The organism is Streptomyces asoensis, from assembly GCF_016860545.1.
GTDB lineage: Bacteria > Actinomycetota > Actinomycetes > Streptomycetales > Streptomycetaceae > Streptomyces > Streptomyces asoensis.
In genome coordinates this window covers 758,298-779,971 of the sequence record NZ_BNEB01000005.1, presented here as the reverse complement: position 1 = coordinate 779,971, position 21,674 = coordinate 758,298, and the positions used below count along the sequence as shown (strand labels likewise).

19 protein-coding genes are annotated in these 21,674 nt (G+C 74.5%); 9 read left to right on the top strand and 10 right to left on the bottom strand.

Features of this window, described 5'->3' with window-relative positions:
• The first annotated feature begins 47 nt into the window (after positions 1 to 47).
• From Saso_RS26500 to Saso_RS26475, 6 genes are all read left to right on the top strand, one after another.
• Entirely contained in the window at positions 48 to 944 is an 897-nt protein-coding gene (locus Saso_RS26500) for a branched-chain amino acid ABC transporter permease (RefSeq protein WP_189924724.1), read from the top strand.
• Positions 937 to 2,049 (top strand): branched-chain amino acid ABC transporter permease, encoded by a 1,113-nt coding sequence (locus tag Saso_RS26495; RefSeq protein ID WP_189924725.1) that lies wholly within the window; start codon positions 937 to 939, stop codon positions 2,047 to 2,049. The genes Saso_RS26500 and Saso_RS26495 overlap by 8 nt, the downstream gene beginning before the upstream one ends.
• The gene (locus Saso_RS26490; RefSeq protein WP_189924727.1) at positions 2,046 to 3,323 is read left to right on the top strand and encodes an ABC transporter substrate-binding protein; all 1,278 of its coding nucleotides are present in this window, start codon (positions 2,046 to 2,048) and stop codon (positions 3,321 to 3,323) included. The genes Saso_RS26495 and Saso_RS26490 overlap by 4 nt, the downstream gene beginning before the upstream one ends.
• A gap of 170 nt (positions 3,324 to 3,493) precedes the next feature.
• Positions 3,494 to 4,354, top strand: coding sequence for an aldo/keto reductase (locus Saso_RS26485; protein ID WP_189924729.1), 861 nt, complete (start codon positions 3,494 to 3,496; stop codon positions 4,352 to 4,354).
• 26 nt (positions 4,355 to 4,380) lie between these two features.
• Positions 4,381 to 6,150, top strand: a complete 1,770-nt coding sequence (locus tag Saso_RS26480; protein WP_189924730.1) for an ABC transporter ATP-binding protein — start codon at positions 4,381 to 4,383, stop codon at positions 6,148 to 6,150.
• Between the two features lie 107 nt (positions 6,151 to 6,257).
• A complete protein-coding gene (locus tag Saso_RS26475) occupies positions 6,258 to 6,503 on the top strand; it encodes a DUF5133 domain-containing protein (protein ID WP_189924731.1) in 246 nt (81 codons plus the stop codon).
• Positions 6,504 to 6,568: 65 nt separating this feature from the next.
• On the opposite strand, the gene tgmB is transcribed toward Saso_RS26475, so the two are convergent.
• The 7 genes from tgmB to Saso_RS26440 all read right to left on the bottom strand — a co-directional run bounded on the left by tgmB (position 6,569) and on the right by Saso_RS26440 (position 13,653).
• A complete protein-coding gene (gene tgmB, locus Saso_RS26470; RefSeq protein WP_189924732.1) occupies positions 6,569 to 7,555 on the bottom strand; it encodes an ATP-grasp ribosomal peptide maturase in 987 nt (328 codons plus the stop codon).
• 16 nt (positions 7,556 to 7,571) lie between these two features.
• Entirely contained in the window at positions 7,572 to 7,763 is a 192-nt protein-coding gene (gene tgmA, locus Saso_RS26465) for a putative ATP-grasp-modified RiPP (protein ID WP_189924733.1), read from the bottom strand.
• A gap of 223 nt (positions 7,764 to 7,986) precedes the next feature.
• On the bottom strand, positions 7,987 to 8,274 hold the full coding sequence (locus tag Saso_RS26460) for a YkvA family protein (RefSeq protein WP_189924734.1): 288 nt from the start codon (positions 8,272 to 8,274) through the stop codon (positions 7,987 to 7,989).
• A gap of 279 nt (positions 8,275 to 8,553) precedes the next feature.
• On the bottom strand, positions 8,554 to 10,668 hold the full coding sequence (locus Saso_RS26455; RefSeq protein ID WP_189924735.1) for a xanthine dehydrogenase family protein molybdopterin-binding subunit: 2,115 nt from the start codon (positions 10,666 to 10,668) through the stop codon (positions 8,554 to 8,556).
• Positions 10,665 to 11,660, bottom strand: coding sequence for an FAD binding domain-containing protein (locus Saso_RS26450; protein ID WP_189924736.1), 996 nt, complete (start codon positions 11,658 to 11,660; stop codon positions 10,665 to 10,667). The genes Saso_RS26455 and Saso_RS26450 overlap by 4 nt, the downstream gene beginning before the upstream one ends.
• A gap of 51 nt (positions 11,661 to 11,711) precedes the next feature.
• On the bottom strand, positions 11,712 to 12,272 hold the full coding sequence (locus Saso_RS26445; protein ID WP_189924738.1) for a (2Fe-2S)-binding protein: 561 nt from the start codon (positions 12,270 to 12,272) through the stop codon (positions 11,712 to 11,714).
• Positions 12,273 to 12,384: 112 nt separating this feature from the next.
• Entirely contained in the window at positions 12,385 to 13,653 is a 1,269-nt protein-coding gene (locus Saso_RS26440) for a hypothetical protein (RefSeq protein WP_229901390.1), read from the bottom strand.
• Between the two features lie 518 nt (positions 13,654 to 14,171).
• On the opposite strand from Saso_RS26440, the gene Saso_RS26435 reads away from it, so the two are divergent.
• Complete coding sequence (locus tag Saso_RS26435; RefSeq protein WP_189924740.1) at positions 14,172 to 16,340, top strand: glycoside hydrolase family 36 protein; 2,169 nt, start codon at positions 14,172 to 14,174, stop codon at positions 16,338 to 16,340.
• 148 nt (positions 16,341 to 16,488) lie between these two features.
• On the opposite strand, the gene Saso_RS26430 is transcribed toward Saso_RS26435, so the two are convergent.
• Together Saso_RS26430 and Saso_RS26425 are read right to left on the bottom strand one after the other, a co-directional pair.
• Positions 16,489 to 16,869, bottom strand: a complete 381-nt coding sequence (locus Saso_RS26430; RefSeq protein WP_189924742.1) for a hypothetical protein — start codon at positions 16,867 to 16,869, stop codon at positions 16,489 to 16,491.
• Positions 16,870 to 17,054: 185 nt separating this feature from the next.
• The gene (locus Saso_RS26425) at positions 17,055 to 18,011 is read right to left on the bottom strand and encodes an aromatic acid exporter family protein (RefSeq protein WP_189924744.1); all 957 of its coding nucleotides are present in this window, start codon (positions 18,009 to 18,011) and stop codon (positions 17,055 to 17,057) included.
• A 394-nt stretch (positions 18,012 to 18,405) separates the two neighbouring features.
• Between Saso_RS26425 and Saso_RS26420 the strand changes: the two genes are divergently transcribed.
• On the top strand, positions 18,406 to 18,894 hold the full coding sequence (locus tag Saso_RS26420) for a roadblock/LC7 domain-containing protein (RefSeq protein WP_189924746.1): 489 nt from the start codon (positions 18,406 to 18,408) through the stop codon (positions 18,892 to 18,894).
• Positions 18,895 to 19,063: 169 nt separating this feature from the next.
• Here the strand turns inward: Saso_RS26420 and Saso_RS38820 are convergent, their stop codons facing one another.
• Positions 19,064 to 19,705 carry a hypothetical protein gene (locus tag Saso_RS38820; RefSeq protein ID WP_189924748.1) on the bottom strand — a complete coding sequence of 214 codons (642 nt, stop codon included), beginning with the start codon at positions 19,703 to 19,705 and terminating at the stop codon, positions 19,064 to 19,066.
• A 191-nt stretch (positions 19,706 to 19,896) separates the two neighbouring features.
• Between Saso_RS38820 and Saso_RS26410 the strand changes: the two genes are divergently transcribed.
• Positions 19,897 to 21,588 (top strand): serine/threonine-protein kinase, encoded by a 1,692-nt coding sequence (locus Saso_RS26410; RefSeq protein ID WP_189924750.1) that lies wholly within the window; start codon positions 19,897 to 19,899, stop codon positions 21,586 to 21,588.
• The last annotated feature ends 86 nt before the right edge of the window (positions 21,589 to 21,674 follow it).

Genomic DNA, 21,674 nt, shown 5'->3' with positions numbered 1-21,674 from the left:
GCGGACACCGACCCCCGGGCGGACGCCCCCTGCGACAAGGACCCCGCATGACCGCCTTCCTGGACAGCGTCCTCACCGGCCTCGCCCTCGGCGCCGTCTACGCGCTGGTCGCCCTCGGCTTCGTCGTCATCTTCAAGGCCTCGGGCGTGCTCAACTTCGCCCACGGCTCGCTGCTGCTGTTCGGCGGCTACCTCATCGCCGTCCTGCACGACGACCTCGGTTTCGCGGGCGCCCTCGCGGTGTCCGTCCTGGCGACCGCCGCTCTCGCGGGCGCGCTGGACCGGCTGCTGCTGCAACGGGGCGACCCCGATCCCCAGGCCGCCCACGTGCAGACCATCGTCACCATCGGCGTGGATATCGTGCTGCTCACCGACCTGTCCCGGCGCATCGGCGGTGACCTGCTGACCCTCGGCGACCCCTGGGGCGACTCGGTGACCCGGCTGGGCCCGGTGACCGTGGCCGACAGCAGGCTCGCCGCGATCGCCGTCTCCGCGCTCGCCATCGCCGCCGTCTTCGCCCTGTTCCGCCGTACGTCCTGGGGGCTCGCGCTGCGGGCCGCCGCCGAGGACACCGAGGCCGCAGCCCTGATGGGCGTACGGCTGAGCCGGGTGCGGATGCTCGCCTGGTGCCTGGCCGGTGCGCTGGCCGCCCTGGCCGCCGTGTTCCTCGCCGCGTTCCCCGCCCCCGGGCTGGAGCGGGCCACCGGCCAGATCGCCCTCAAGGCCTTCCCGGCGGCCATCCTCGGCGGCCTGGCCTCCCCGCCCGGCGCCCTGGCGGGCAGCCTGCTGATCGGTCTGACCGAGGCGCTGGCGGCCGGCTACCAGTCCGAACTGCACGTCCTCGGAGAGGGGTTCGGCGACGTGGCCCCGTACGCGGTCATGGTGGCCGTCCTGCTGGTCCGGCCCACCGGCCTCTTCGGAGCGAAGGGAACGGCCCGTGTCTGAACGGATCCCCAAGGGCGCCCTCGTCCTCGCGGCCGCCCTGCTGCTGTGCGCGCTGCCCTTCTACCTGGACGCCTTCTGGCTGCGCATCGGCCTGTTCTCGATGGCCGCGGCGATCGGCGCCGTCGGCCTCGGCCTGCTCACCGGCACCGCGGGCCAGCTCTCGCTGGGCCACGCCTTCTTCCTCGCGGTGGGCGCCTACGGCTACACCTGGCTGGCGGGCGAACCGGGCCCCGGCCTGCCGACCCCGCTCGCCGCCCTCCTCGCCGTCCTGCTCGCCGGGGCGGCGGGCGGCCTGTTCAGTCCGGTCGCCGGACGGGTGCGCGGCATCTACCTGGGTGTCGCCACGCTGGCCCTGGTCTTCCTCGGCCACCATGTGCTGCTCACCGCCGACTCCGTCACCGGCGGCTTCAACGGCCGGTCCGTGCCCCCGCTGCACCTCGGCGGCTTCTCCTTCGGCGACGACGGTCCGCAACTGGTCGTGCTCGGCGTGCCCTTCGGGGCCGAGGAACGCCTGTGGTACCTCGGCCTCGTCCTGCTGGCCGGCACCTGGTGGACCGCGCGCGGCCTGCTGCGCGGACGCCCCGGGCGGGCCCTCGCGGCCCTGCGCGACAGCGAGACGGCCGCGGCGGTGATGGGCGTCGACGTCGCCCGCCACCGCTCGGCGGCCTTCGTGGTGTCGTCGATGTACGCCGGCCTGGCCGGGGTCCTGCTCGCGCTGGCCTTCCGCCGGGTCGTCCCCGACTACTTCGGCCTGGCCCTCTCGGTCGACTACCTCGCGATGATCGTCATCGGCGGCCTCGGCTCGGTCGCCGGAGCCGCGGCGGGCGCCGTCTTCGTCACCGCGCTGCCCCTGCTGATGACCCGGTACGCCGACCAGCTGCCGCTGGTCACGGCACCCGGCACCACCGAGGGCGGCGTGGGACCGACCGAGGCCGCCCGCTACCTCTACGGCGCGGCGATCGTCCTGGTCCTGCTGTACGCCCCCGACGGACTGCGCGGCCTCGTCCGCCGCGTCCGCGCCCGGCCGGGCCCCGCCTCCCCGGCCCCGCCGCCCACCGCCCGTCCGACCGCTTCCGCCGTCCGAACCAAGGAGCCCACCCCGTGAACCGCACGCACCACAGGCACCGCACCCCCGCCACCGTCCTCGCCGCCGCGCTCGCGGCCCTGCTCGTCACGGCCACCGGATGCAGCTCCAAGGCGGACGGCGGCAGCGGCTCCCAGGGCGCCGACGGCGTCCGGACGGGCCCGGGGGTCACCGCGAAGACCATCAGACTCGGCGCCCTCACCGACCTGACCGGCCCCTACGCCACCCTCGGCAAGTCCATCGTGCAGGCCCAGCAGATGTGGGCCGACGAGACCAACGCCGCCGGCGGCATCTGCGGCCGCAAGGTCGAGATCGTCGTCAAGGACCACGGCTACGACGTGCAGAAGGCCGTCACCGCCTACGCCGACCTCGCCCCGGATGTGGTCGCGCTGCCGCAGGTCATCGGGTCCCCGGTGGTCGCGGCCCTCCTCGACGACATCGAGAAGGACCACCTCCTCACCTTCCCGCAGGCCTGGGCGGCCTCGCTGCTCGGCAAGGACTCCGTCCAGGTCATCGGCACCACCTACGACGTCGACATGCTCGCGGCCGTGGACTTCCTCACCCGCACCCAGGGCCTGCGCAAGGGCGACTCCGTCGGGCACGTGTACTTCGAGGGCGACTACGGCGCCAACGCCCTCCAGGGGTCGACCTGGGCGGCCGGCAAGGCCGGGCTGAAGATCGTCCCGCAGAAGATCAAGGCGACGGACACGGATCTGTCCGCGCAGGTGTCGGCGCTGTCCAAGGCCGGTGTGAAGGCCGTCCTGATCAGCGCGGGCCCGGCCCAGACGGCCTCCCTGGTCGGCGTCGCGGCCTCCCGGGGACTCAAGGTGCCGGTCGTCAGCAGCGCGCCCGGATTCGCGCCGCAGCTGATGAAGACCCCCGCAGCCCCCGCCCTGGCGGCCATGCTGCACCTGGTCAGCGCCGCGCCCGCGGTCAGCTCCGACCTGCCCGGGGTCCGCAAGATGGTGGCCGCGTACGGCAAGAAGTACCCGGCCTCCCCGGTGGACTCCGGGGTGCTGTCCGGGTACAACGCCGCCCAACTGCTCGGAGCCGACCTGAAGAAGGCGTGCGCGGCCGGCGGTCTCACGCGCGAGGACGTGGTCGAGGCACACCGCGCGCAGAAGAACGCCGACACCGGACTCGGCTCGCCGCAGGACTTCTCCGACGTGTCACGGCCCGCGGCACTGGAGACCTACGTCCTCAAGCCGGACGCGAAGGCGGTCGGGGCGCTGGTGGACGTCGAGGCCGCGCACCGGGCGCCGGGCGTGACGGACTACCTGGCGAGCCGCTCCTGACCGGCCGTCCGGTGATTCAGCGGCCCCGCTGCTGAATACGTTCGCTTATCTCCATTGGACCCGCGGGTGACGGCGGGGTCACGCTGGGGGACGTCCGGTGCGCCGAGGTCTTCTTCGGCAGGCACCGGGCTTTCCCCTGCCCACCCGCATCCGGAAGAGGTCGCGAGCCCATGCAGAACCGCCGCATCGGTGACCTGGACGTCAGCGCGATCGGCCTCGGCGCCATGCCGATGTCGATCGAGGGACGACCCGACGAGGCCCGGTCCCTCGCCACCGTCCACGCCGCGCTCGACGCCGGCGTGACACTGATCGACACCGCGGACGCCTACCACATCGGCGCCGACGAGGTCGGCCACAACGAGACCCTCGTCGCCAAGGCCCTCGCCTCCCACGACCGCGGCGGTGACGTCCTGGTCGCCACCAAGGGCGGGCATCTGCGCCCCGGCGACGGCAGCTGGACCCTCGACGGCAGCCCCGCGCACCTCAGGGCGGCCTGCGAGGCGTCGCTGCGCCGGCTCGGCGTGGAGGCCATCGGCCTGTACCAGTTCCACCGCCCCGACCCGCGGATCCCCTACGCGGAGTCCGTCGGCGCCCTGCGGGACCTGCTCGACGAGGGCAAGATCCGCGCCGCCGGCATCTCCAACGCGAACCCCGAGCAGATCAGGGAGGCGAACGAGATCCTCGGCGGACGTCTGGCCGCCGTGCAGAACCAGTTCTCGCCGGCCTTCCGCTCCAGCGAGCCCGAACTGCGCCTGTGCGACGAGCTCGGCATCGCGTTCCTGCCGTGGAGCCCGCTCGGAGGCATCTCCCGGGCCCGCGAACTGGGCTCCTCCTACGCGCCGTTCGCCCATGTCGCCGAGGCGCACGGAGTCAGCCCGCAGCGGGTCTGCCTGGCCTGGATGCTCGCCCGGTCGCCGGTCGTGGTGCCGATCCCGGGCGCCAGCCGCCCCGAGACCGTCCTCGACTCCCTCGCCGCGACGGAACTCGTCCTCACGGCCGGCGAACTGGCGGCACTGGACGCCTCCGTCTGACACGACCACCGGGAGGACCGCCGTCCATGGCGTCGTCGCACGAAAGACCGCTCGACCACCGCTACCGGGGCGAGCACCCGGTCCGCACCCTCGCCTACCTCCTGCGGACCGACCGGCGCAGCCTCGCCGGGGCGGCCGTCGTGTTCACCGTCAAACACAGCCCGATCTGGCTGCTGCCGCTGATCACCGCGTCCATCATCGACACCGTCGTCCAGCACCAGCCGGTCGGCAGGCTCTGGACGAGCACCGGCGTCATCCTGTTCATCCTGCTGGTCAACTACCCGCTGCACCTGCTCTACGTGCGGCTGCTGTACGGCAGCGTCCGCCGCATGGGCACCGGCCTGCGCTCCGCGCTGTGCACCCGGATGCAGCAGCTGTCCATCGGCTACCACTCCCGGGTCAGCGCCGGTGTGCTCCAGGCCAAGGTCGTGCGGGACGTGGAGACCGTCGAGCAGATGGTGCAGCAGACCGCCGAGCAGGGCCTCGGCGCGCTCACCGTGCTCACCGGCGGCCTCGTCATCATCGCCGTGCGCACCCCCGAGTTCGTGCCCGTCTTCCTCGTCGTGGTCCCCGTCGCCGCCCTCCTCGTGGACCGGCTCAGGTCCCGGCTGCGCACCCACAACGAGGACTTCCGGCACGAGGTGGAGACCCTCTCCTCCCGGGTCACCGAGATGACCCGCCTGATCCCGGTCACCCGCGCGCACGGCCTGGAGGGCAAGGCGCTGCGCCGCATGGACGGCACGCTGAGCCGCCTGCTCACCTCCGGGATGCGCCTGGACCTGCTCAACGGCCGCTTCGGATCGCTGGCCTGGGTCCTGCTCAACGTGATCGGCGTCCTCGTCCTCACCGGCGCCGCGCTGATCTCGTACTACGGACTGTGGGGCGTCACCGCGGGCGACGTGGTGATGCTCAGCGCCTTCCTGACCACCCTCACCAACTCCACCACCACCCTGACCGGTCTCGCCCCGGTCATCACCAAGGGCCTGGAGTCGGTGCGTTCGGTGGGCGAGGTCCTCCAGGCGCCCGAACTGGAGGACAACGAGGGCAAGTCCGAACTCACGTCGCTGGACGGCTCCGTGACCTTCCAGGACGTCGGCTACGCGTACGACAGCGGCAGCCCGGCGGTGCGCGACTTCACCCTCTCCGTCGCCCCCGGGGAGACGGTCGCCCTGGTGGGCGCGTCCGGGGCCGGCAAGTCCACGGTGCTCGGCCTCGTCATCGGCTTCATCCGGCCGACCTCCGGCCGGGTCCTGCTCGACGGGGCCGACATGAGCACCCTCGATCTGCGCACCTACCGCCGGTTCCTGTCGGTGGTGCCGCAGGAGTCGATCCTCTTCGACGGCACGATCCGCGAGAACGTCGCCTACGGCATGGAGGACGAGGCCGACGAGGAGACGGTCCGCGCGGCCCTGCGCGACGCCAACGCGCTGGAGTTCGTCGACCGGCTTCCGGAGGGCCTGAACACCCTGGTCGGCGAGCGCGGGGCCCGGCTCTCGGGCGGCCAGAAGCAGCGGCTCGCCATCGCCCGCGCCCTGATCCGCGATCCGAAGGTGCTGGTGCTGGACGAGGCGACCTCCGCGCTGGACACCCGGTCCGAGGCGCTCGTCCAGCAGGCCCTGGTCCGGCTGCTGCGCGGCCGCACCACCTTCGTGGTGGCGCACCGGCTGTCCACGGTGCGCGGCGCGGACCGGATCGTGGTGATGGGGGAGGGGCGGATCCTGGAGACCGGCACGCACGACGAACTCCTTCGGCGCGGCGGCGCCTACACGGAGCTGCACGGCGGGCAGGTGGCGTGAGGACGTGTGGCCGGAACGTGACTCCTGGGGATGACTTTCGGTCCGGGCAGGCATGAATCGCCCAGGTCCGGGCACACGCTGCCCAACACTTGTAGAGAGGGGCGCTCGTGATCGTTCCGGACCAGAAGGTCGCCAGGACGTTGCTCACCCGGTACGCGGCGGCGAGGATCGCCCAGGCGGAGCAGGACTCGCCGCAGACGGCGCGTGAGCTTCAGGACGTGACGTACACCCTGTGTGTGCTGATGGGGACGTCCGACGTCCGGGAGGCGGTCGCCGCGGCCGACACCCTGCTGGGATCGCCGGCGACGGCCTCCGCGGCCGAGGCGGAGAGCGGACTGTCCCTGGCCGTCTGAGGGCGGCCCGGAACCCGACCCGGCGCGCGGCGCCGCCCGTACGGGCGCTCCGTGCGCCGGGTCCGTCACGAGGCCGCCGAGCCGCACCGGTCGGCGCGCCGGGCGTCGCGGCCCGGGGGCGGCCCGGCCAGCCACTCCGCGATGGTGCGGGCGATGGGCTGCCCGGTGTCGACCTCCACGAAGCCGAACTGGCCGGACTGGTTGCATTCCAGGAACCACCACGTCCCGTCGGAGTCCTCCGCGAAGTCGAAGGCGCCGTAGGCGAGTTCCGCCTCCCGGAGGTATCTCAGGACGACCTCCGCGAGGCGCGGGGGGACGTCGGCGGCGCGCCAGGGCGTGGTCGAGGGCGAGTAGCGCACGTCCACCACGTCGGGGTCGTCGCCGGGCGAGGTCTCCTTGCGCGCGGCCAGGATGCGGTCGCCGACCGCGGTCAGCCGTATGTCGGCCCGCTTGGCGACCCGGCGTTGCAGCAGGGTGGGGCCGTAGGCGACGGCGGCGAAGTCCGCGCCCGGCGGGACGCGGGTGGTGGGCACCGCCCGGGGCGGATCCTGCGGGTGGGCCCCGGACACCGGCTTGACGACCAGGTCCGGATAGCGGTCCGCGAACTCGCGGGCCGCCTGCGGGAACGTGGTGACGATCGTGGCCGGCACGGGCAGCCCGCTGAGCTGGGCGAGCCGGAGCTGCCAGGGCTTGTGCCGGGCGCGCCGGGACGCGTCCGGGTGGTTCATCCAGCGTGCCCCGGTGCCGCGGAGCATGCCGTACAGCGCCTGTGAGGCCTCCTCCGTGAGCCACGCGGACGGCTGCGCCGCCCGGGCCGCCGCGGTGCCGGGCCGCCGGACCCACACCGAGCGCAGCCCGTCGAGGCTCACCAGCCGTCCGGCGGACGACAGGTGGCCCCGGAAGGCACCGTGCACGTACTCGCCGGAGAGCGCGACGGAGTGGGTCAGATCGGCCGGATCGAGCCGGACGACGGGGACGCCCGCGGCGTTCAGGTGCACGACCACCATGTCCGCCGTGACGTCCTCTTCACAGGTAAGGATGAGCACGGTCATTTTCGTCGGCCCGTGTTCAGTCGTCGAAGTGGGTCTTGGAGCCCGCCGTCGAGGTCGTCGTACCCAGCTCTCTCAGGAGGGCGTGGTCACGAGCGGCGATCCGGCCGTCGAAGAGAACGTTCAACTGCATTCCGGGGTCATAGGCGTACGGAGTGCTGAACTCCAACTCGGCCGCAGGGCGTGCGTAGTTGAGCGTGAACGGTTGCATCGTCTCTCCCTCGTCGGTACTGCCTGGATCAAGCGGTGCCGCTGTGCGACGTCACTCGGGCCCGCTGCGTGGTGCTGGATAGGTGCGTCCTTCAGTCACTTATACGAATCGAACGGGGGGTTGGTTTCCTTACTCTGCGTGATCATCGCGGCGGCGGGCCCCGAACAGGGCGCGGAGCAGGGGAGATCGGCGCGGGGGGAAGTGAAAACCTGTACGCGGCCTGTCAGTCGGGCAGGCGCTCCGATACGTCGTCGGGGGCGCGGCGCATCGAGCGCAGGGCCAGCAGGAGGACGCCGATGTCGTCGAGGTAGACGGGATCCGGCAGCAGGTCGGTGGGAAGCACGAAGTACAGGACGGCCCCCCAGAAGACCCAGCGCGGCCCGGTGGGGAGTCCGGCCTTTCTCAGGCCCCGACGTGCTCTGACCAGGCGCGTCAGCACCACGGCGGCCACGGCGAACAGCGCGACCGCCGCCAGCGCGGCGACGACGACGAGCGTGGTTGGCGCATCCACGGGCCCTCCCATTGGTCCGTCGCGCGGTGTCTGTTCCTGGCGGATTGCGGTGGACCCGGTCCGCGGTCCTCGTCCGTCGATCGCCCGGCCTACGGTTTCCGGATTCCCGTTTCCGTCGGGATTACCGCATCGGGAGGCGGCGCACAGGCGCGCGGCACCCGGGTGGCCGAACGTTCCCGCCGCCCGGTGGAGTGGTAAAGATCACGTTTGATGCGGGCTTCCTCCGGTGCGGGCCCCGTCCCACCCGTCACTCAGAGTGTCCCGCGACCCTCCGATCGGTTACGGCTCGCCGGAACCGGAACGGTGGTCCTCCAGCAGGCCCGTGAGCACCCGGTCGGGGGTCAGGGGCAATTCGCGGAAGCGGATCCCGGTGGCGTGGTGCACGGCGTTGCCGACGGCGGCCGCCGTCCCCACGATGCCGATCTCGCCGATCCCCTTGCCGCCCAGCGGGTTGAGATGAGGGTCGTCCTCCTCGATCCAGTGCGCCTCGACGTCCGGCACGTCGGCGTGCGCGGGCACGTGGTACGACGCGAGATCGGACTCGGCGAAGTCGCCGAAGGCGGCGTCCAGGGTGCTGCCCTCGGTCAGTGCCATGCCCAGGCCCATGGTCATCCCGCCGACGAACTGCGAGCGCGCCGTACGGGGGTTGAGGATGCGTCCCGCCGCGTACACCCCGAGCAGCCGCCGCACCCGCACCTCTCCGGTCACCGTGTCCACGGACACCTCCGCGAAGTGCGCCCCGAACGCGTGCCGCGCGAACGGACTTTCGGCGTCGGCCACCCCCGCCGTGTCGGCCCGGGCCTGCAACCCCTCGGCCGGCAGCGGGCTCTGACGTCCCGCCAGCTGCCCGCGCAGCCGTGCGCAGGCCTCGTGCACCGCCCACCCCCAGGAGGCGGTCCCCGAGGAACCGCCGGCCAGCGGCGCCGCCGGCAGATCGCTGCTGCCGACCCGGATCACCACCCGCTCCAGCGGTACGCCCAGCGCATCCGCCCCGATCTGGGCGAGCACCGTACGGGCGCCGGTGCCGATGTCCGCGGCGTTCACCTCGACGAGGAAAGAGCCGTCCGGCAGCGCGCGGGCCGCCGCCGACGACGGATACACCTGCACCGGGTAGGTCGCGGCGGCCACCCCCGTCCCGAACAGCAACGGGCCCGCGGAGCGTGTGCGGGGACGGGGGTCACGGCCGGCCCAGCCGAACCTGCGGGCGCCCTCGCGCAGACACTCGACCAGGTGCCGGCTGCTGAACGGCTTGCCGCTGTCCGGCTCGGTCCGCGGCTCGTTGAGGATCCGTACCTCGATCGGGTCCATGCCGAGCGCCTCGGCCAGCTCGTCCATCGCCGACTCGAGCGCGTACATGCCGGGTGCCTCACCGGGCGCGCGCATCCAGGACGGCGTGGGCACGTCGAGCCGCACCACGCGGTGCACGCTGCTGCGGTGCGGCGCGGCGTACATGACGCGGGCCGGGATCCCCGCGTACTCGACGAACTCCTTGACGCGGGAGGAGTACGTGGTCACCTCGTGCGCGAGGGACGTCAGACGGCCACCGGCGTCCGCGCCGAGGCGCAGCCGGTTCAGGGTGGCCGCGCGGTGGCCGACCGTGGTCGGCATCATCCGGCGGGGCACCACCACGGTGACCGGCCGCCCGGTGTGCCAGGCGGCCATCGAGGCGAGCACCACGTCCGGCCGGGGCGTGCCCTTGGAGCCGAACCCGCCGCCGACGTGCTCGGCGACCACCGTGATCCGCTCCTTCGGGAGCCCGAACATCCGGCCGAGGGCGGCCCGTACGGCCGTGGTGCCCTGGCTGGACGTGTGCACGGTGAGCCGCTCGCCGTCCCAGTGCGCGGTGCTGGCGTGCGGTTCCATGGGGTGGTTGTGCAGCGGCGGCACCCGGTAGACGACGTCGACCCGTACCTCCGCCCCGGTGAACGCGCCGTCGGGATCGCCCTGCTCCCGCGCGCCCGGGAAGCTGCCGTTGATCGTCTCGGGGACGTAGGCCCGCGGGTGGTCGGCGGCGAGGGTGACGTCGTGCTCCTCCTCGGCGCAGGTGACCCGTACGGCGGCCGCCCCGGCCCGGGCCGTCTCCAGGCTGTCGGCCACCACCAGGGCGGTGAACCAGCCGCGGTGCGGCACCTCGGGGTCCTGGAGCACGGCCAGGGTCGGATCGTCCGGTGCGGCGAGCCGGGGCGCGTTCTCGTGGGTGAGCACCGCGACGACGCCGGGCAGCGCCAGGGCCGCCGACACGTCGACGTCCGTCACCCGGCCGCGCGCCGTGGCCGCCGGGACGGGCCGGGCGAACAGCCGTCCGGGGAGGTGCTCTTCGGCGGCGTAGCGGGCGGTCCCCGTGACCTTCTCCCGACCCTCCCGGCGTTCGGCGGGAGTGCCTACGGCGGTCATGCGTCCTCCTCGCGCGGCACGAGCCGCGTCAGCACGTCGACGGCCAGGTTGCGGGCCAGCGGCACCTTGTAGGCGTTGTCCCGCAGCGGCCGGGCGTCGGCCAGCTCCAGCTCGGCCGCCCGTTCGAACGCCGCCCGGGTGGGCGCCGCGCCCAGCAGCGCCCGCTCCGCTCGGCGGGCCCGCCACGGACGGTGCGCCAGCGCCCCGAAGGCGATCCCCGCGTGCGCTACGACCCCGTCGGCCACCTCCAGCACCACGGCCACCGACGCCAGCGCGAAGGCGTACGAGGCCCGGTCCCGCGCCTTGCGGTACGCGGACGGCAGCCCGGCCGGGCCGGCCGGCAGCAGAACGGCCGTGACGATCTCGCCGGGTTCGATCACGGTGTCCCGCTCGGGCTCGTCGCCCGGCAGCCGGTGGAACCCGGCCGCCGGCACCCGGCGTACCCCGCCCGTGCCGTACAGCTCGACCTCGGCGTCCAGCGCGGCCAGCGCCACGGCCATGTCCGACGGATGAGTCGCCATGCACCGCTCGGAGTGCCCGAGCACCGCATGGTCGCGGTGCACACCGTCCCGCGCGGAGCAGCCGCTGCCCGGCTCCCGCTTGTTGCAGGGCTTGGAGACGTCCTGGAAATAGGGGCAGCGGGTGCGCTGGAGCAGGTTCCCGCCGGTCGTGGCGGCGTTGCGCAGCTGGCCCGAGGCGCCCGCGAGGAGCGCCTGGGACAGGACGGGGTAGCGGCCCCTCACGTGCGGGTGGGCCGCCAGGTCGCTGTTGCGCACCAGGGCGCCGATCCGCAGCGACCCGTCCGGCAGCTCCGTCACCTCGCCCAACGGGAGCCGGGTGACGTCGACCAGGGCGGACGGCCGTTCCACCCCGAGCTTCATCAGGTCGACGAGGTTGGTGCCGCCCCCCAGGTAGCGTGCCCCCGGGTGCGCGGCGAAGGCCTCGGCGGCCTCCGCGAGGGTGCCGGCCCGTACATAGGCGAAGGTGTCCACCGGATCACGTCCTCTGGTCGCCCTGGTCGTGGACCCGGACCCCGGGCCCGGTCATGCGCCGCCCGCCCCGCTCACGTCCTCGACGGCGTCGACGATGCGCGGGTACGCGCCGCAGCGGCAGAGATTGCCGCTGAGCCGCTCCCGGATCTCGTCGCGGTCCAGTGCCACGGGCCGTCCCGGCGGCGCCGCCGGGTCCGTCACCTGCGAGGGATGACCCGCCTGCGCCTCGGCGAGCGCGCCGACCGCCGAGCACAGCTGTCCGGGCGTGCAGTACCCGCACTGGAAGGCGTCGCGTTCGAGGAACGCCCGCTGGAGCGGATGCGGCTCCTCACCGGCATCTGACAGGCCCTCCACGGTGGTCACGTCGCAGCCGTCGAGCGCGACGGCGAGCAGGAGGCAGCTGTTGACGCGCCGCCCGTCCACGAGGACCGTGCACGCGCCGCACTGCCCGTGGTCGCAGCCCTTCTTCGCCCCCGTGAGGTCCAGATCCTCCCGCAGGACGTCCAGCAGCACCCGCCGGTGGTCGACGGTGAGGGTGTGCGGCTTGCCGTTGACGCGCAGGGTCGTGCCGGAGCGGTGGGGCGCCGGCCGGGGGCCGTGCTCGCTGCCCATGTGCTGGTCCCTTCCGGGGCGGTCCGTGGTGCCGTGATGACCGCGTATCCAGAGCGGGACGGATGACACGTCCCGGAACCCGGCAATTCGGGCACCGGCGTCCGTCGGCCGCCTACCGGTCGCTCACCCCGGTCCTCCCGGCCGGCTCGGCCCGGTCGCCCGTGTCGGTCCCCTCGGGTGCCTCCGGTGGCACGGGTGCCTCGGCCTCTCCGGTCACGTCGTGCGGGCCGGAGGCGCCGTCCCGGTCCGGCGACCCGCCCGTGGCGGCGGAGACCGGCGGCCCGGACGGCAGCAGGCCCTTCGTCGTCTCCCGGAAGCGCTCCAGGGTCCGGCCCAGCTGCTGGAACGGCGAGCCCGCCTTGCGGGCCGGCGCCTGCCGCGGCTCGCCCGCCTCGGCCGCCGCCTCCCGGTACGCGGCCAGCGCCTCGTGGGCGTGCTCGGCGGCCTCCCGGTACAGGTCCCGGGACTCCGTCATCGCCTCCAGCGCCTCCTTGTACATCACCACCAGCTTGCGTTCGCGGGCGAGCTCCTCCTCCAGCGTCAGCAGCTGCCACTCCTCCCGCAGGGCGGTGAGCGCGGCGTCGGCCCCCTCCGGCAGCGGCCTCGGCAAGGCCGCGAAGCGCCGTACGGCCTCCAGCAGCTCGGTGGGGTGGGTGCCGTCGAGGAAGACGCTGCGCACCGAGAACGCGGCGGCGTCGTAGTCGGCCGGAGCGGGAGCGCCGGGCAGCACCAGCGCCCCGCCGCGCGGCACCTCCACCCCGCTGTCCTTGAGGGCCCAGTTCACGGTGCGCAGCTGGTGCGGGGCCGCGCGGTGCTCGACGACCCGGTGGTGCAGGCCGGGCGGCAGCAGCGGGACGAGGGACCGGCGGCCGCGCTCGTCCGGCGTCATGGCCTCATGGACGACGACATGGACGGTCCAGGTGTCCCGCAGTGCGGCCCGCAGCGCGCGCCGCAGCTCCTTGTCGTCGGCCGGCAGCGGATTGGCGGTGAGGAAACGCTCGCCGGTGACGGTCTCCTGGCCCCAGGGGGTGTCCGCCTCCCAGGGCCAGAACATGCCGGCGGGCGACGGCCAGCGCTGGTCCCACGGACGTTCCGCCTCCGCCGTCAGCGTCCACTCCTGGCCGGAGCCCGACCACTCGGCGAGCCGGAGCCGGGCACGGACGGTGATCTCCTCCGCGACCGGCCACCGGGCTTCGAAGGCCGATTCCCCCTCCGGGGTGTCGGCGTCGGGCAGCTCCTTGAAGTCCTGGAGGGTCCCGGCGTCCTTGAGCGCCCGGAGGTGCCTGCGCAGGACGTCCGGCGCGGTGGGGCCGGTGTGACGGCCACGGGTCTGCCACACCGTGGACGGTGTCGTGGGCGAAACGGTCGCGGAGATGTGCATGAGTCCATTCGTGAGGGCCGTGACGACGCGGCGACAGGTGCGAAGGCCAGTATCGCCCGCCGCGGGGCGTGCGCGGTCGGTCGGGGCGGCGGTCCGGGCACCCGGGGGCGCCCTGCCGCGGTGCACCTTCCCCGGCGCGGCACGCGTCACGCCCCCGGATCGGGCCGTCGTCCGCACGGGGTGGACGCCACTCGTACGGGGTGTGCGCGTCCCGCACGGTGCGCGCCCCGTTCACCACGGCCGTCGTCCGCGCACCCGTGGGCGTGCCCGCCGGGGGAGCCGAGAATCGGACCCGTGCGGACAGGACCCGCTCTCCATCCGCACAGGGGCGGGCCCTGTCCGCGGGCTGTCCGCGGCCCTTCGTGCGGCCCCGTCCGGTGGGCCGCACGTCCGTGCCCCGTCGCCGGTCCCGGCCGGCGGGGCACGGCCGACGGGACGCGGACGGTGTCTTGTGTGACCGGTCACATGCGTGGCAGGATCGTGAGCGTCATCGCACGGACCCCGCGGAGGGAGACCCGTTGGCCGCCACCGCGGGCGAGAGGCCACCGTCCCCTATCTGGTCGTGCCCGGAGCTCGGGCTGCACGCCCTCGTCGGCGCCACGGGCGCGGTGCGGCTCGGCGGACCCGACCGGGACTGGGACTGTCTCGTCCCCCTCGTCGAGGTCACCGCCACGGGCCACGGACGCCTGTGGTCGGGCGAACGCTCCATCGAGACGGCCCTGGGCGACCGCCTGGCGCTGCGCGGCCACGAGACCGTTCGGCACGGCGGCCTGGAGCGGACGACGATCCGCCTCGCCGACGCGGTGACGGGCCTCGCCGCCGAGGTCACGCTCGAACGGGGCGGGAGCGCGGGCGCGCACGAGGGCGCGGCGGGGCGGGGGCCGGGTGTCGGGGACGGGAGCGGTGGTTTTCTTCGGGCCCGGGTGCGGCTGGTCAACGAGGGCGGCGCTCCGGTCCGGTTGGAGGGCGTGACCACCCTGACCCTCGGCGGCATGACCGGCGCCGACGGCACCCTGGACGGCCTGACCCTGCACTGGGCGGACAACGACTGGCTCGCCGAATGCCGGTGGCGGCGGTCCCCGTACCGTGACGAGGTCGTGCCGTTGAACCGCTCCGCCCACGGGCACGAGGGCCGCGGCTGCTTCGAGCGGTACTCGCAGGGCAGCTGGTCGACCGGCAGGCACCTGCCGATGGGCGCCCTCACCGACCGGGACGGCGGTGCCTGGCTGTGGCAGATCGAGTCCGGCGCGGGCTGGCGCTTCGAGACCGGTGAACGCGAGGGGTGCGCCTACCTGGCCCTGTCCGGCCCCGACGACGCCCACCACCAGTGGCACCAGGTCCTCGCCCCCGGTGAGGAGTTCACCACCGTGCCCGCGGTGCTGGTGCGGACCCGGACCGGCGGGCTGGACGCGGCCTTCGGGATCCTCACCGACCACCGCCGAGGCATCCGCCACGACCATCCCGATCACCGCGAGCTCCCGGTGATCTACAACGACTACATGAACACCCTCATGGGCGACCCGACGACCGAGAAGCTGCTCCCCCTCGTCGAGGCGGCGGGCGCGGCCGGCGCCGAGGTCTTCGTGATCGACGCGGGCTGGTACGACGACGACGCCCAGGGCTGGTGGGACTCCGTGGGCGCCTGGGAGCCCGCCCCCGGCCGTTTTCCCGGCGGTGTGCACGAGGTCCTGGACGCGATCAGGCGGCAGGGCATGACCCCTGGTCTGTGGCTCGAACCCGAAGTCGTCGGCGTCCGCAGCCCGCTGGCCCGCACCCTGCCCGACGAGGCGTTCTTCCGGCGCGGCGGGCTGCGCGTCACGGAACACGGGCGGCACCACCTGGACCTGCGCCACCCGGCCGCCCGCGCCCATCTCGACCGGGTGGTGGACCGGCTGGCCGGCGAGTGGGGCGTCGGCTACCTCAAACTCGACTACAACATCAACGCCGGCCCCGGTACGGAGAACGGCTCCGAGAGCCCGGGCGCCGGACTGCTCGGCCACCACCGCGCCCACCTGGACTGGATGGCCTCGCTGCTCGTACGGCACCCCGGTCTCGTCCTGGAGAACTGCGGGTCGGGCGGGCTGCGCATGGACTACGCGCAACTGGCCGTGGCGCAGGTGCAGTCCACCAGCGATCAGCAGGATCCGCTGCGCTACCCGCCGATCGCCGCTTCGGCCGCCACCGCCGTGACCCCGGAACAGGCGGGCGTCTGGGCCTACCCCCAGCCCGACCAGAGCCTCGACGAGATCGCCTTCACCCTCGCGGGCGCACTCCTGGGCCGCGTCCATCTCTCCGGTTTCCTCGACCGGATGAGCGACGAACAGTTCGGCCTGGTGCGGCGCGCGGTGCGCGTCTACAAGGACGTCCGGCACGAGATCGCCTCCGCGCACCCGGTGTGGCCCCTGGGACTGCCGAAGTGGGACGACGCCTGGATCGCCCACGGACTGCGCGGCCGGACGGCCACGTTCCTGACGGTGTGGCGCAGGGCCGCCGGACCCGGCGCCCCGGGGAGCGGCAGCCGTACGCTTCCCCTGCCGCACCTGCGCGGCGTTCACCTGACGCCCGAGGTCCTCCACTGCGGCCCGTCGGGCGCCGCCGTGCGATGGGACGCCGCCGGGGGACTCCTCACCGTCTCCCTGCCCCGCACCGGCACGGCCGCGTTGCTCCGGCTCGATGTGCCCGCCTGAGAACGTGCCCGTGCGAGACCTTCCCGCCCGGTCCGCCGGCCCGCCGGTCCGCGTGTACGGCCCTCGCGCCCGGCCCTCGCGTCCGGTCCGCCTGCCCGGCCCTCGCGTCCGGTCCGCGTGGCGGGCCCGTCTTCCGGCGTCGGCACGGCTAGGACCTCGCCCAGGCGATCCAGAGGACCACCACCATCCCGATCGCGCCGAAGAGGGCCTCCACGATCGCGCGGGCCAGCAGGCCGGAGCGGTCGGTGACGGCCCAGTCCCGCCCCGCGAAGAGCGGTATGTCCAGCAGGCCCTCCTCGTCGGCCGCGAAGGTCAGGCCCTCGATCTCCCCGCTGCCCTGCTGTCGGCCGGGCAGCAGCCACGCGCCCCGGCACGGGCCGTCCCACGCGCAGTACACCGTCCCCTCCGTCTTCGTCCGGTGTCCGGAGGTGAACCGGTGGACGTTCTGCGCGGCGAACCAGAACGGCACCACGAGCGCGCACAGGCACCCGAACATCACGAGCCGCTGCCAGGGTCGGAGCCCCCTCACCAGCTCGGCGGCGCTCCACCGCCACGGCCTCACGTCCCCACCACCGGGCCCGTGCCCCGCGCGCGTACCGCCGTCGTCCGGCGACGGCGGCCGGAGCGCCCCGTGAACCTCGCGTCCATCCCCGGCACGGTACGCAGCCTCGTCCGGGGGCGCACGCGGATACGGAGATCGGCTCCGCCCCGGGGTCACGGGCCGGGGAAGTGCGCCCGGCGGTACTCGTCGAGCGTGTCCAGGACCAGCAGCAGGATGCCGTGCACCAGGTCGGGTTGCGTACCGGGAGCGGCGGGCTCGTTTCGCCGGCCGATCGCCCGGGCCCGGGCGATCGGCTCCGTGGGATCGGCGCCGGCCAGCGCGCCGACCAGCGCGTGCCGCACCGCGTCCGGGAACGGGTCGCGGTCGTCCGCGAGGCGCAGGTGCGCGGTGAGGCAGTGCAAGGGCGCCGCGGTGCGTTCTGCCAGGTGAATCCGGTGGCCGACCTCCTCCAGCGCCGGGGCCGAACGGCGCAGGAGGACGCTCCAGCGCAGGGCCTGCCGGGCCCGGCGCAGATCCCGTCCCAGATCGCGCGGCTGCTGCCACAGGTCCTCGGCCGTCCCCGCATCCCGGTCGGCCGCAGGCGGAGCGCCCTGGACGCCGTGCCGCCGCAGCAGCCGGTCGAGGCGCTCGCGGTAGGCGTCCAGCCTGCCGGAGAGGATGGCGCAGGGGTCGGGCGGCCACAGCAGGGGGCCGAGGAGCACGACCACCGCGATCCCCACCAGGTTCTCCAGCAGACGCTGCTCGGGATAGCCGGCGACGGGCACACCGAAGACGAGCACGGCGCTGACGACCACCTGCGGGCTGGGCGCGCCGTCGATCCGCAGCAGGAGACCGGCGAGGTACCCGACGCTCACCACGAGAGCGAGGGAGAGGACGGACACGGGGAGCCAGCGCAGCGCGAGCGCCCCGATGCCCACGCCCAGCAGGACACCGCCGAGGCGGTAGAAGCCGAGCCGGGGCGCCCACAGCGGGATCCCGGCCAGGGTGAACACCGCCGGCAGCACGGCGGCGACGGGGGCGCTGTCGATGTGCAGCTCGACCGCCAGGTACCACGACACCGAGGCGCACAGCACCATGCGTGCGCCCCCGCGCAGCTCCCGCACGCTCACCGGGCGAGAGTGCCTGCCGGGCCCCGGACGGCTCCGGCCGCCGGGGACGCTCAGGGCCGGCGGCACGGTGCGGCCCGGCCAAAAGCTCCTGCCTGGTACGGCGGCACGAGCGCACTCCCCTTCCACGGTGACGGGACGCGACCAGATTACGAGCCGTCCGCGCGCCCGCCGTTGCGCGCGGACGTGTGTCCCGCCCCGGCTCGTGCACGGCCGCCGGGCCGTCCCGCGCGCGAGCGCCGCGGCGAAGACCGCCGCGGCGGCATGTTCCAGGGGAAAATGCCGAAGCCGTCACTTCCGGCCGCCGCCTTCCGTAACCTCAGAAGCACCGGAACCACCGCGCGCCGCACCGCACTTGATCCGTCACAGTCGACAACGCGCCGAAGGGACAACGGTCATGGCCGTCGAGACCGAGGTTCTGCGGGAACTGCACAGCTTGCGCTCCCGACTGCCGCTGCTGACAGGGGCGTTGGCGGCCGGCGCCGACGGGCTGGTCCTCGCCCAGGACCTGCCGGACGGGCAGTCGGAAGGGCTGGCCGCGCTCACGGCGGCGGCGCTCGGGGTGGGGCGGCGGATGGTCGACCTCGCGGCCCGCGGCGAGTTCCGTGAGCTGCTGGTGCACGGCGCCGGAGGCTACCTGGCGACGTACGCGGCCGGACCGCGCGCCGTCCTGACGCTGCTCGCGGACGAGCGGACCGACATCGGCCGTCTGCACCTGGAGGGACGGTACAGCGGCAGGCGCATCGGCGAACTGGTGGCGGGGCGGCCGGCGGACGGCCTGCCCGTCTCCCGCCGCGGTGAACCGCCCGCGCGACCGCAGTCCCGCGGCCGGATCCTCGGCGCGCTGCCGCTGCGCATCCCGCCGCAGTCCCGCCACCGGCCCTGAACAGGCCCGGACGGCTCGACGGCCTTCGCGCGCCGCCTTCGTACATGCGGTCCTTGCGCGCGCTGCCTTCGCGCGTGCCGGCGTCCGGCTGCGGTCGGCCGGGCGCCCGGCCGTGGCGCGCCGTCCGGTCACGCGGTCCGTCCCGGGCGGCGGCGTAGAGGAGAAGCGGTCACGCCCCCGTGGTGCGGCCTCGCCGGCCGCCGGGTCCGCGCCGTCGGGCGCCGCTCCGTTCCGGGCCCGCGCCGACCCCCGTGGAGGGCGCGCTGAACCCTCCGGGCACCAGACGCGGCGGCCCGACCGTCGGCGCCGCCGGACCTGACGGAGCCGGTCGGCCCGGCCCCGGACCCGTGCCCGCGCCCTGCGCGGTCTCGGCACCCCTGCCCGTGACCGCGCCGGGGCCCGTTCCCGGGCCGCGGGGCGGCGGCGGGGCCGCCCGGCTCAGCACGCGCGCGTGCGGCAGCAGCGCGGCGCACGCGGCACAGACCTCGCTGAGCGTCCACACCTGACCCACCGCGGGGTCGTGCCGCAGGACGAGGACGACCGTCCCCGCGCAGGCGACCCGGGTGCCCTCGTGCAGCGCGCACCGCTCGCGGCGGCACCAGCAGGAGGCGTCGTGATGCACCGCCGCCGCTCGGGCGTGCGCGGCCGCGTGGGCCTCCGCGAAGCGGCGCAGGGCGGCGATGTCGCGGGAACGCGCCGGCATCACGCACGCCGAGGAGCAGGTGACCGACGCGGTGCGGTCCCGGTGCCCGACCACACGGATCGTCCAGCAGCGGCCCGGGCGGCGGGCCGAGGGGGCGTCAGGGTGCATGAGAGCCAAAGCACATGTCCTTCGTGGCGGAGGGCGACGGGAGAGTGAGGGAGCGGTCCGCAGCCGGGTCCGCAACGGCCCGGCGGAAGGTGACCTCGTTCACAGCATGCCCCTGGCCTTCGCGGACCATTCACGTTGTGCTCCCTCCGGCCGACAGAACACCTGTCGGCGCCTGCCCCTAAGCTCCTGCCATGAGCACAGCGGAACCCCACAGACGGGTCGTCGACGGCCGTTTCGAGCTGGTCGGACGCCTGGGCGGCGGCGGCATGGGCCTGGTGTGGCGCGCCCACGACCTGGCACTGCACCGGGACGTCGCCGTCAAGGAAGTCCGGCCCCCGGACCCGGACCTGGCCGAGTACGACCCCGAGGGCGCCCGCACGCTGCGTGAACGCGTTTTGCGCGAGGCCCGTGCGCTGGCGCGTGTCCACCACCCCAACGTCGTCACGATCCATCACATCGTCGACGGCGGCGAGAACACGTACCCGTGGATCGTGATGGAACTGGTCGAGGGAGGTTCCCTCCAGGACCGGCTCGACCGCGGCACGATGCCGCCGGCCGAGGCCGCCGCGCTCGGCCGCGAGGTGCTGTCCGCGCTGCGCGCCGCGCACGCGGTGGGCATCGAACACCGTGACGTGAAGCCCGCGAACGTCCTCCTGCGCCCCGACGGGCGCCCCGTGCTCACCGACTTCGGCATCGCCGCCGTACGCGAGTCCGCCAGTCTCACCGCCACCGGCGCGGTCATCGGCTCGCCCGACTTCATGGCGCCGGAACGGGTCAGCGGCAAGGACGGCGGCCCGGCCGCCGACCTCTGGTCGCTGGCGATGCTGCTGTACGTCGCGGTGGAGGGCCACCATCCGCTGCGCCGGGCCGGCACGCTCGCCACGCTCGCCGCCGTGCTCGGCGAGGACGTGCCCGAGCCGCGCCGGGCCGGGCCCCTGACCGGTGTGCTGCGGGCGCTGCTGGTCCGCGACCCGCAGGCCCGCCCCGACGCGGCGGAGGTCGACCGGATGCTCGCCGCGGCGGCCGCGGCCGGGGACGCGCCGTACCGGGCGGACGCCCCGTACGGGGCGGCCGCGCCGCACCCGGCGGCACCGGCGGCGCCCCCGCCCCCCGGGCTCCCGCAGGCCCCGCCGACCTCCTACCCGCTCGCTCCGCCCGGCCCCGCGGACGTCACCCCCGCCGTCCCCCACCCCGGCCTCGCGCCCCGCGGCTCCCGCCGCCGGGGCCCGGCCGTCGCCGGAGCGGTCGTCGGCACGGTGCTGGCGGGCGTCCTGGTGTGGACGCTGATCCCGAACACCAAGGACGGCGGCACCGGGGGCGCGGGCGCCGAGAGTCCGCCCGCCTCGTCCTCCGCCTCGCCGTCGGCGTCACGCGGCGCCGAATCGTCCTCGGGCGGCTCGTCGGGCGCCGCCGCCGGCGTGGAGAAGGTGGACCTGCTCACCGCCGACGGCATCGAGGCGACCGTGGCCAAGCTGACCGCCGCCATGGGCGGGTCGAAGGTCACCAGCCTGGTGATCTACGGGGAGTACGCCATCGCCGACGCCCCCGTCGCCGGTCACCCCAAGCTCTACGACCGCTACATGTACCGGGGCGGGGACGTGGCGGTGAAGGAGGGCCCGGGCGGCAGCGTCATGAACGGCGTCGTCCCCGTCGACCTGGACCTCTACGACTGGGACGCCGTGCCCGCCCTGCTGACCAGGGCCGCCAAGTCCCTGGGCGTGCCCGAGCCGACGAGCCGCTACCTGGTGATCAACCCGCCCTCCACGGTCTTCGACAGCGGGCCGACGATGAGCGTCTACCTCTCCGACGACTACGGCAGCGCCTACCTCCAGGCCGACGTCCACGCGAAGGTGATCCGCACCTACCCGCGCGACGACGGCTGACCCGCGTGGCCGGGGCCGCGGGCGGGCCGCGCAGGTGCCGGAGCGGCGGGCGGTAGGGTGACTGAACCGGTGACGAAGACGGGTGG

Bases quoted from the DNA above. Each gene is read 5' to 3' on its own strand.
- Saso_RS26500 (WP_189924724.1), top strand. From the start codon at position 48: ATGACCGCCTTCCTGGACAGCGTCCTCACCGGCCTCGCCCTCGGCGCC.
- Saso_RS26485 (WP_189924729.1), top strand. From the start codon at position 3,494: ATGCAGAACCGCCGCATCGGTGACCTGGACGTCAGCGCGATCGGCCTC.
- Saso_RS26480 (WP_189924730.1), top strand. From the start codon at position 4,381: ATGGCGTCGTCGCACGAAAGACCGCTCGACCACCGCTACCGGGGCGAG.
- tgmB (WP_189924732.1), bottom strand. From the start codon at position 7,555: ATGACCGTGCTCATCCTTACCTGTGAAGAGGACGTCACGGCGGACATG.
- tgmA (WP_189924733.1), bottom strand. From the start codon at position 7,763: ATGCAACCGTTCACGCTCAACTACGCACGCCCTGCGGCCGAGTTGGAG.
- Saso_RS26455 (WP_189924735.1), bottom strand. From the start codon at position 10,668: ATGACCGCCGTAGGCACTCCCGCCGAACGCCGGGAGGGTCGGGAGAAG.
- Saso_RS26445 (WP_189924738.1), bottom strand. From the start codon at position 12,272: ATGGGCAGCGAGCACGGCCCCCGGCCGGCGCCCCACCGCTCCGGCACG.
- Saso_RS26440 (WP_229901390.1), bottom strand. From the start codon at position 13,653: ATGCACATCTCCGCGACCGTTTCGCCCACGACACCGTCCACGGTGTGG.
- Saso_RS26420 (WP_189924746.1), top strand. From the start codon at position 18,406: ATGGCCGTCGAGACCGAGGTTCTGCGGGAACTGCACAGCTTGCGCTCC.
- Saso_RS38820 (WP_189924748.1), bottom strand. From the start codon at position 19,705: ATGCACCCTGACGCCCCCTCGGCCCGCCGCCCGGGCCGCTGCTGGACG.
- Saso_RS26410 (WP_189924750.1), top strand. From the start codon at position 19,897: ATGAGCACAGCGGAACCCCACAGACGGGTCGTCGACGGCCGTTTCGAG.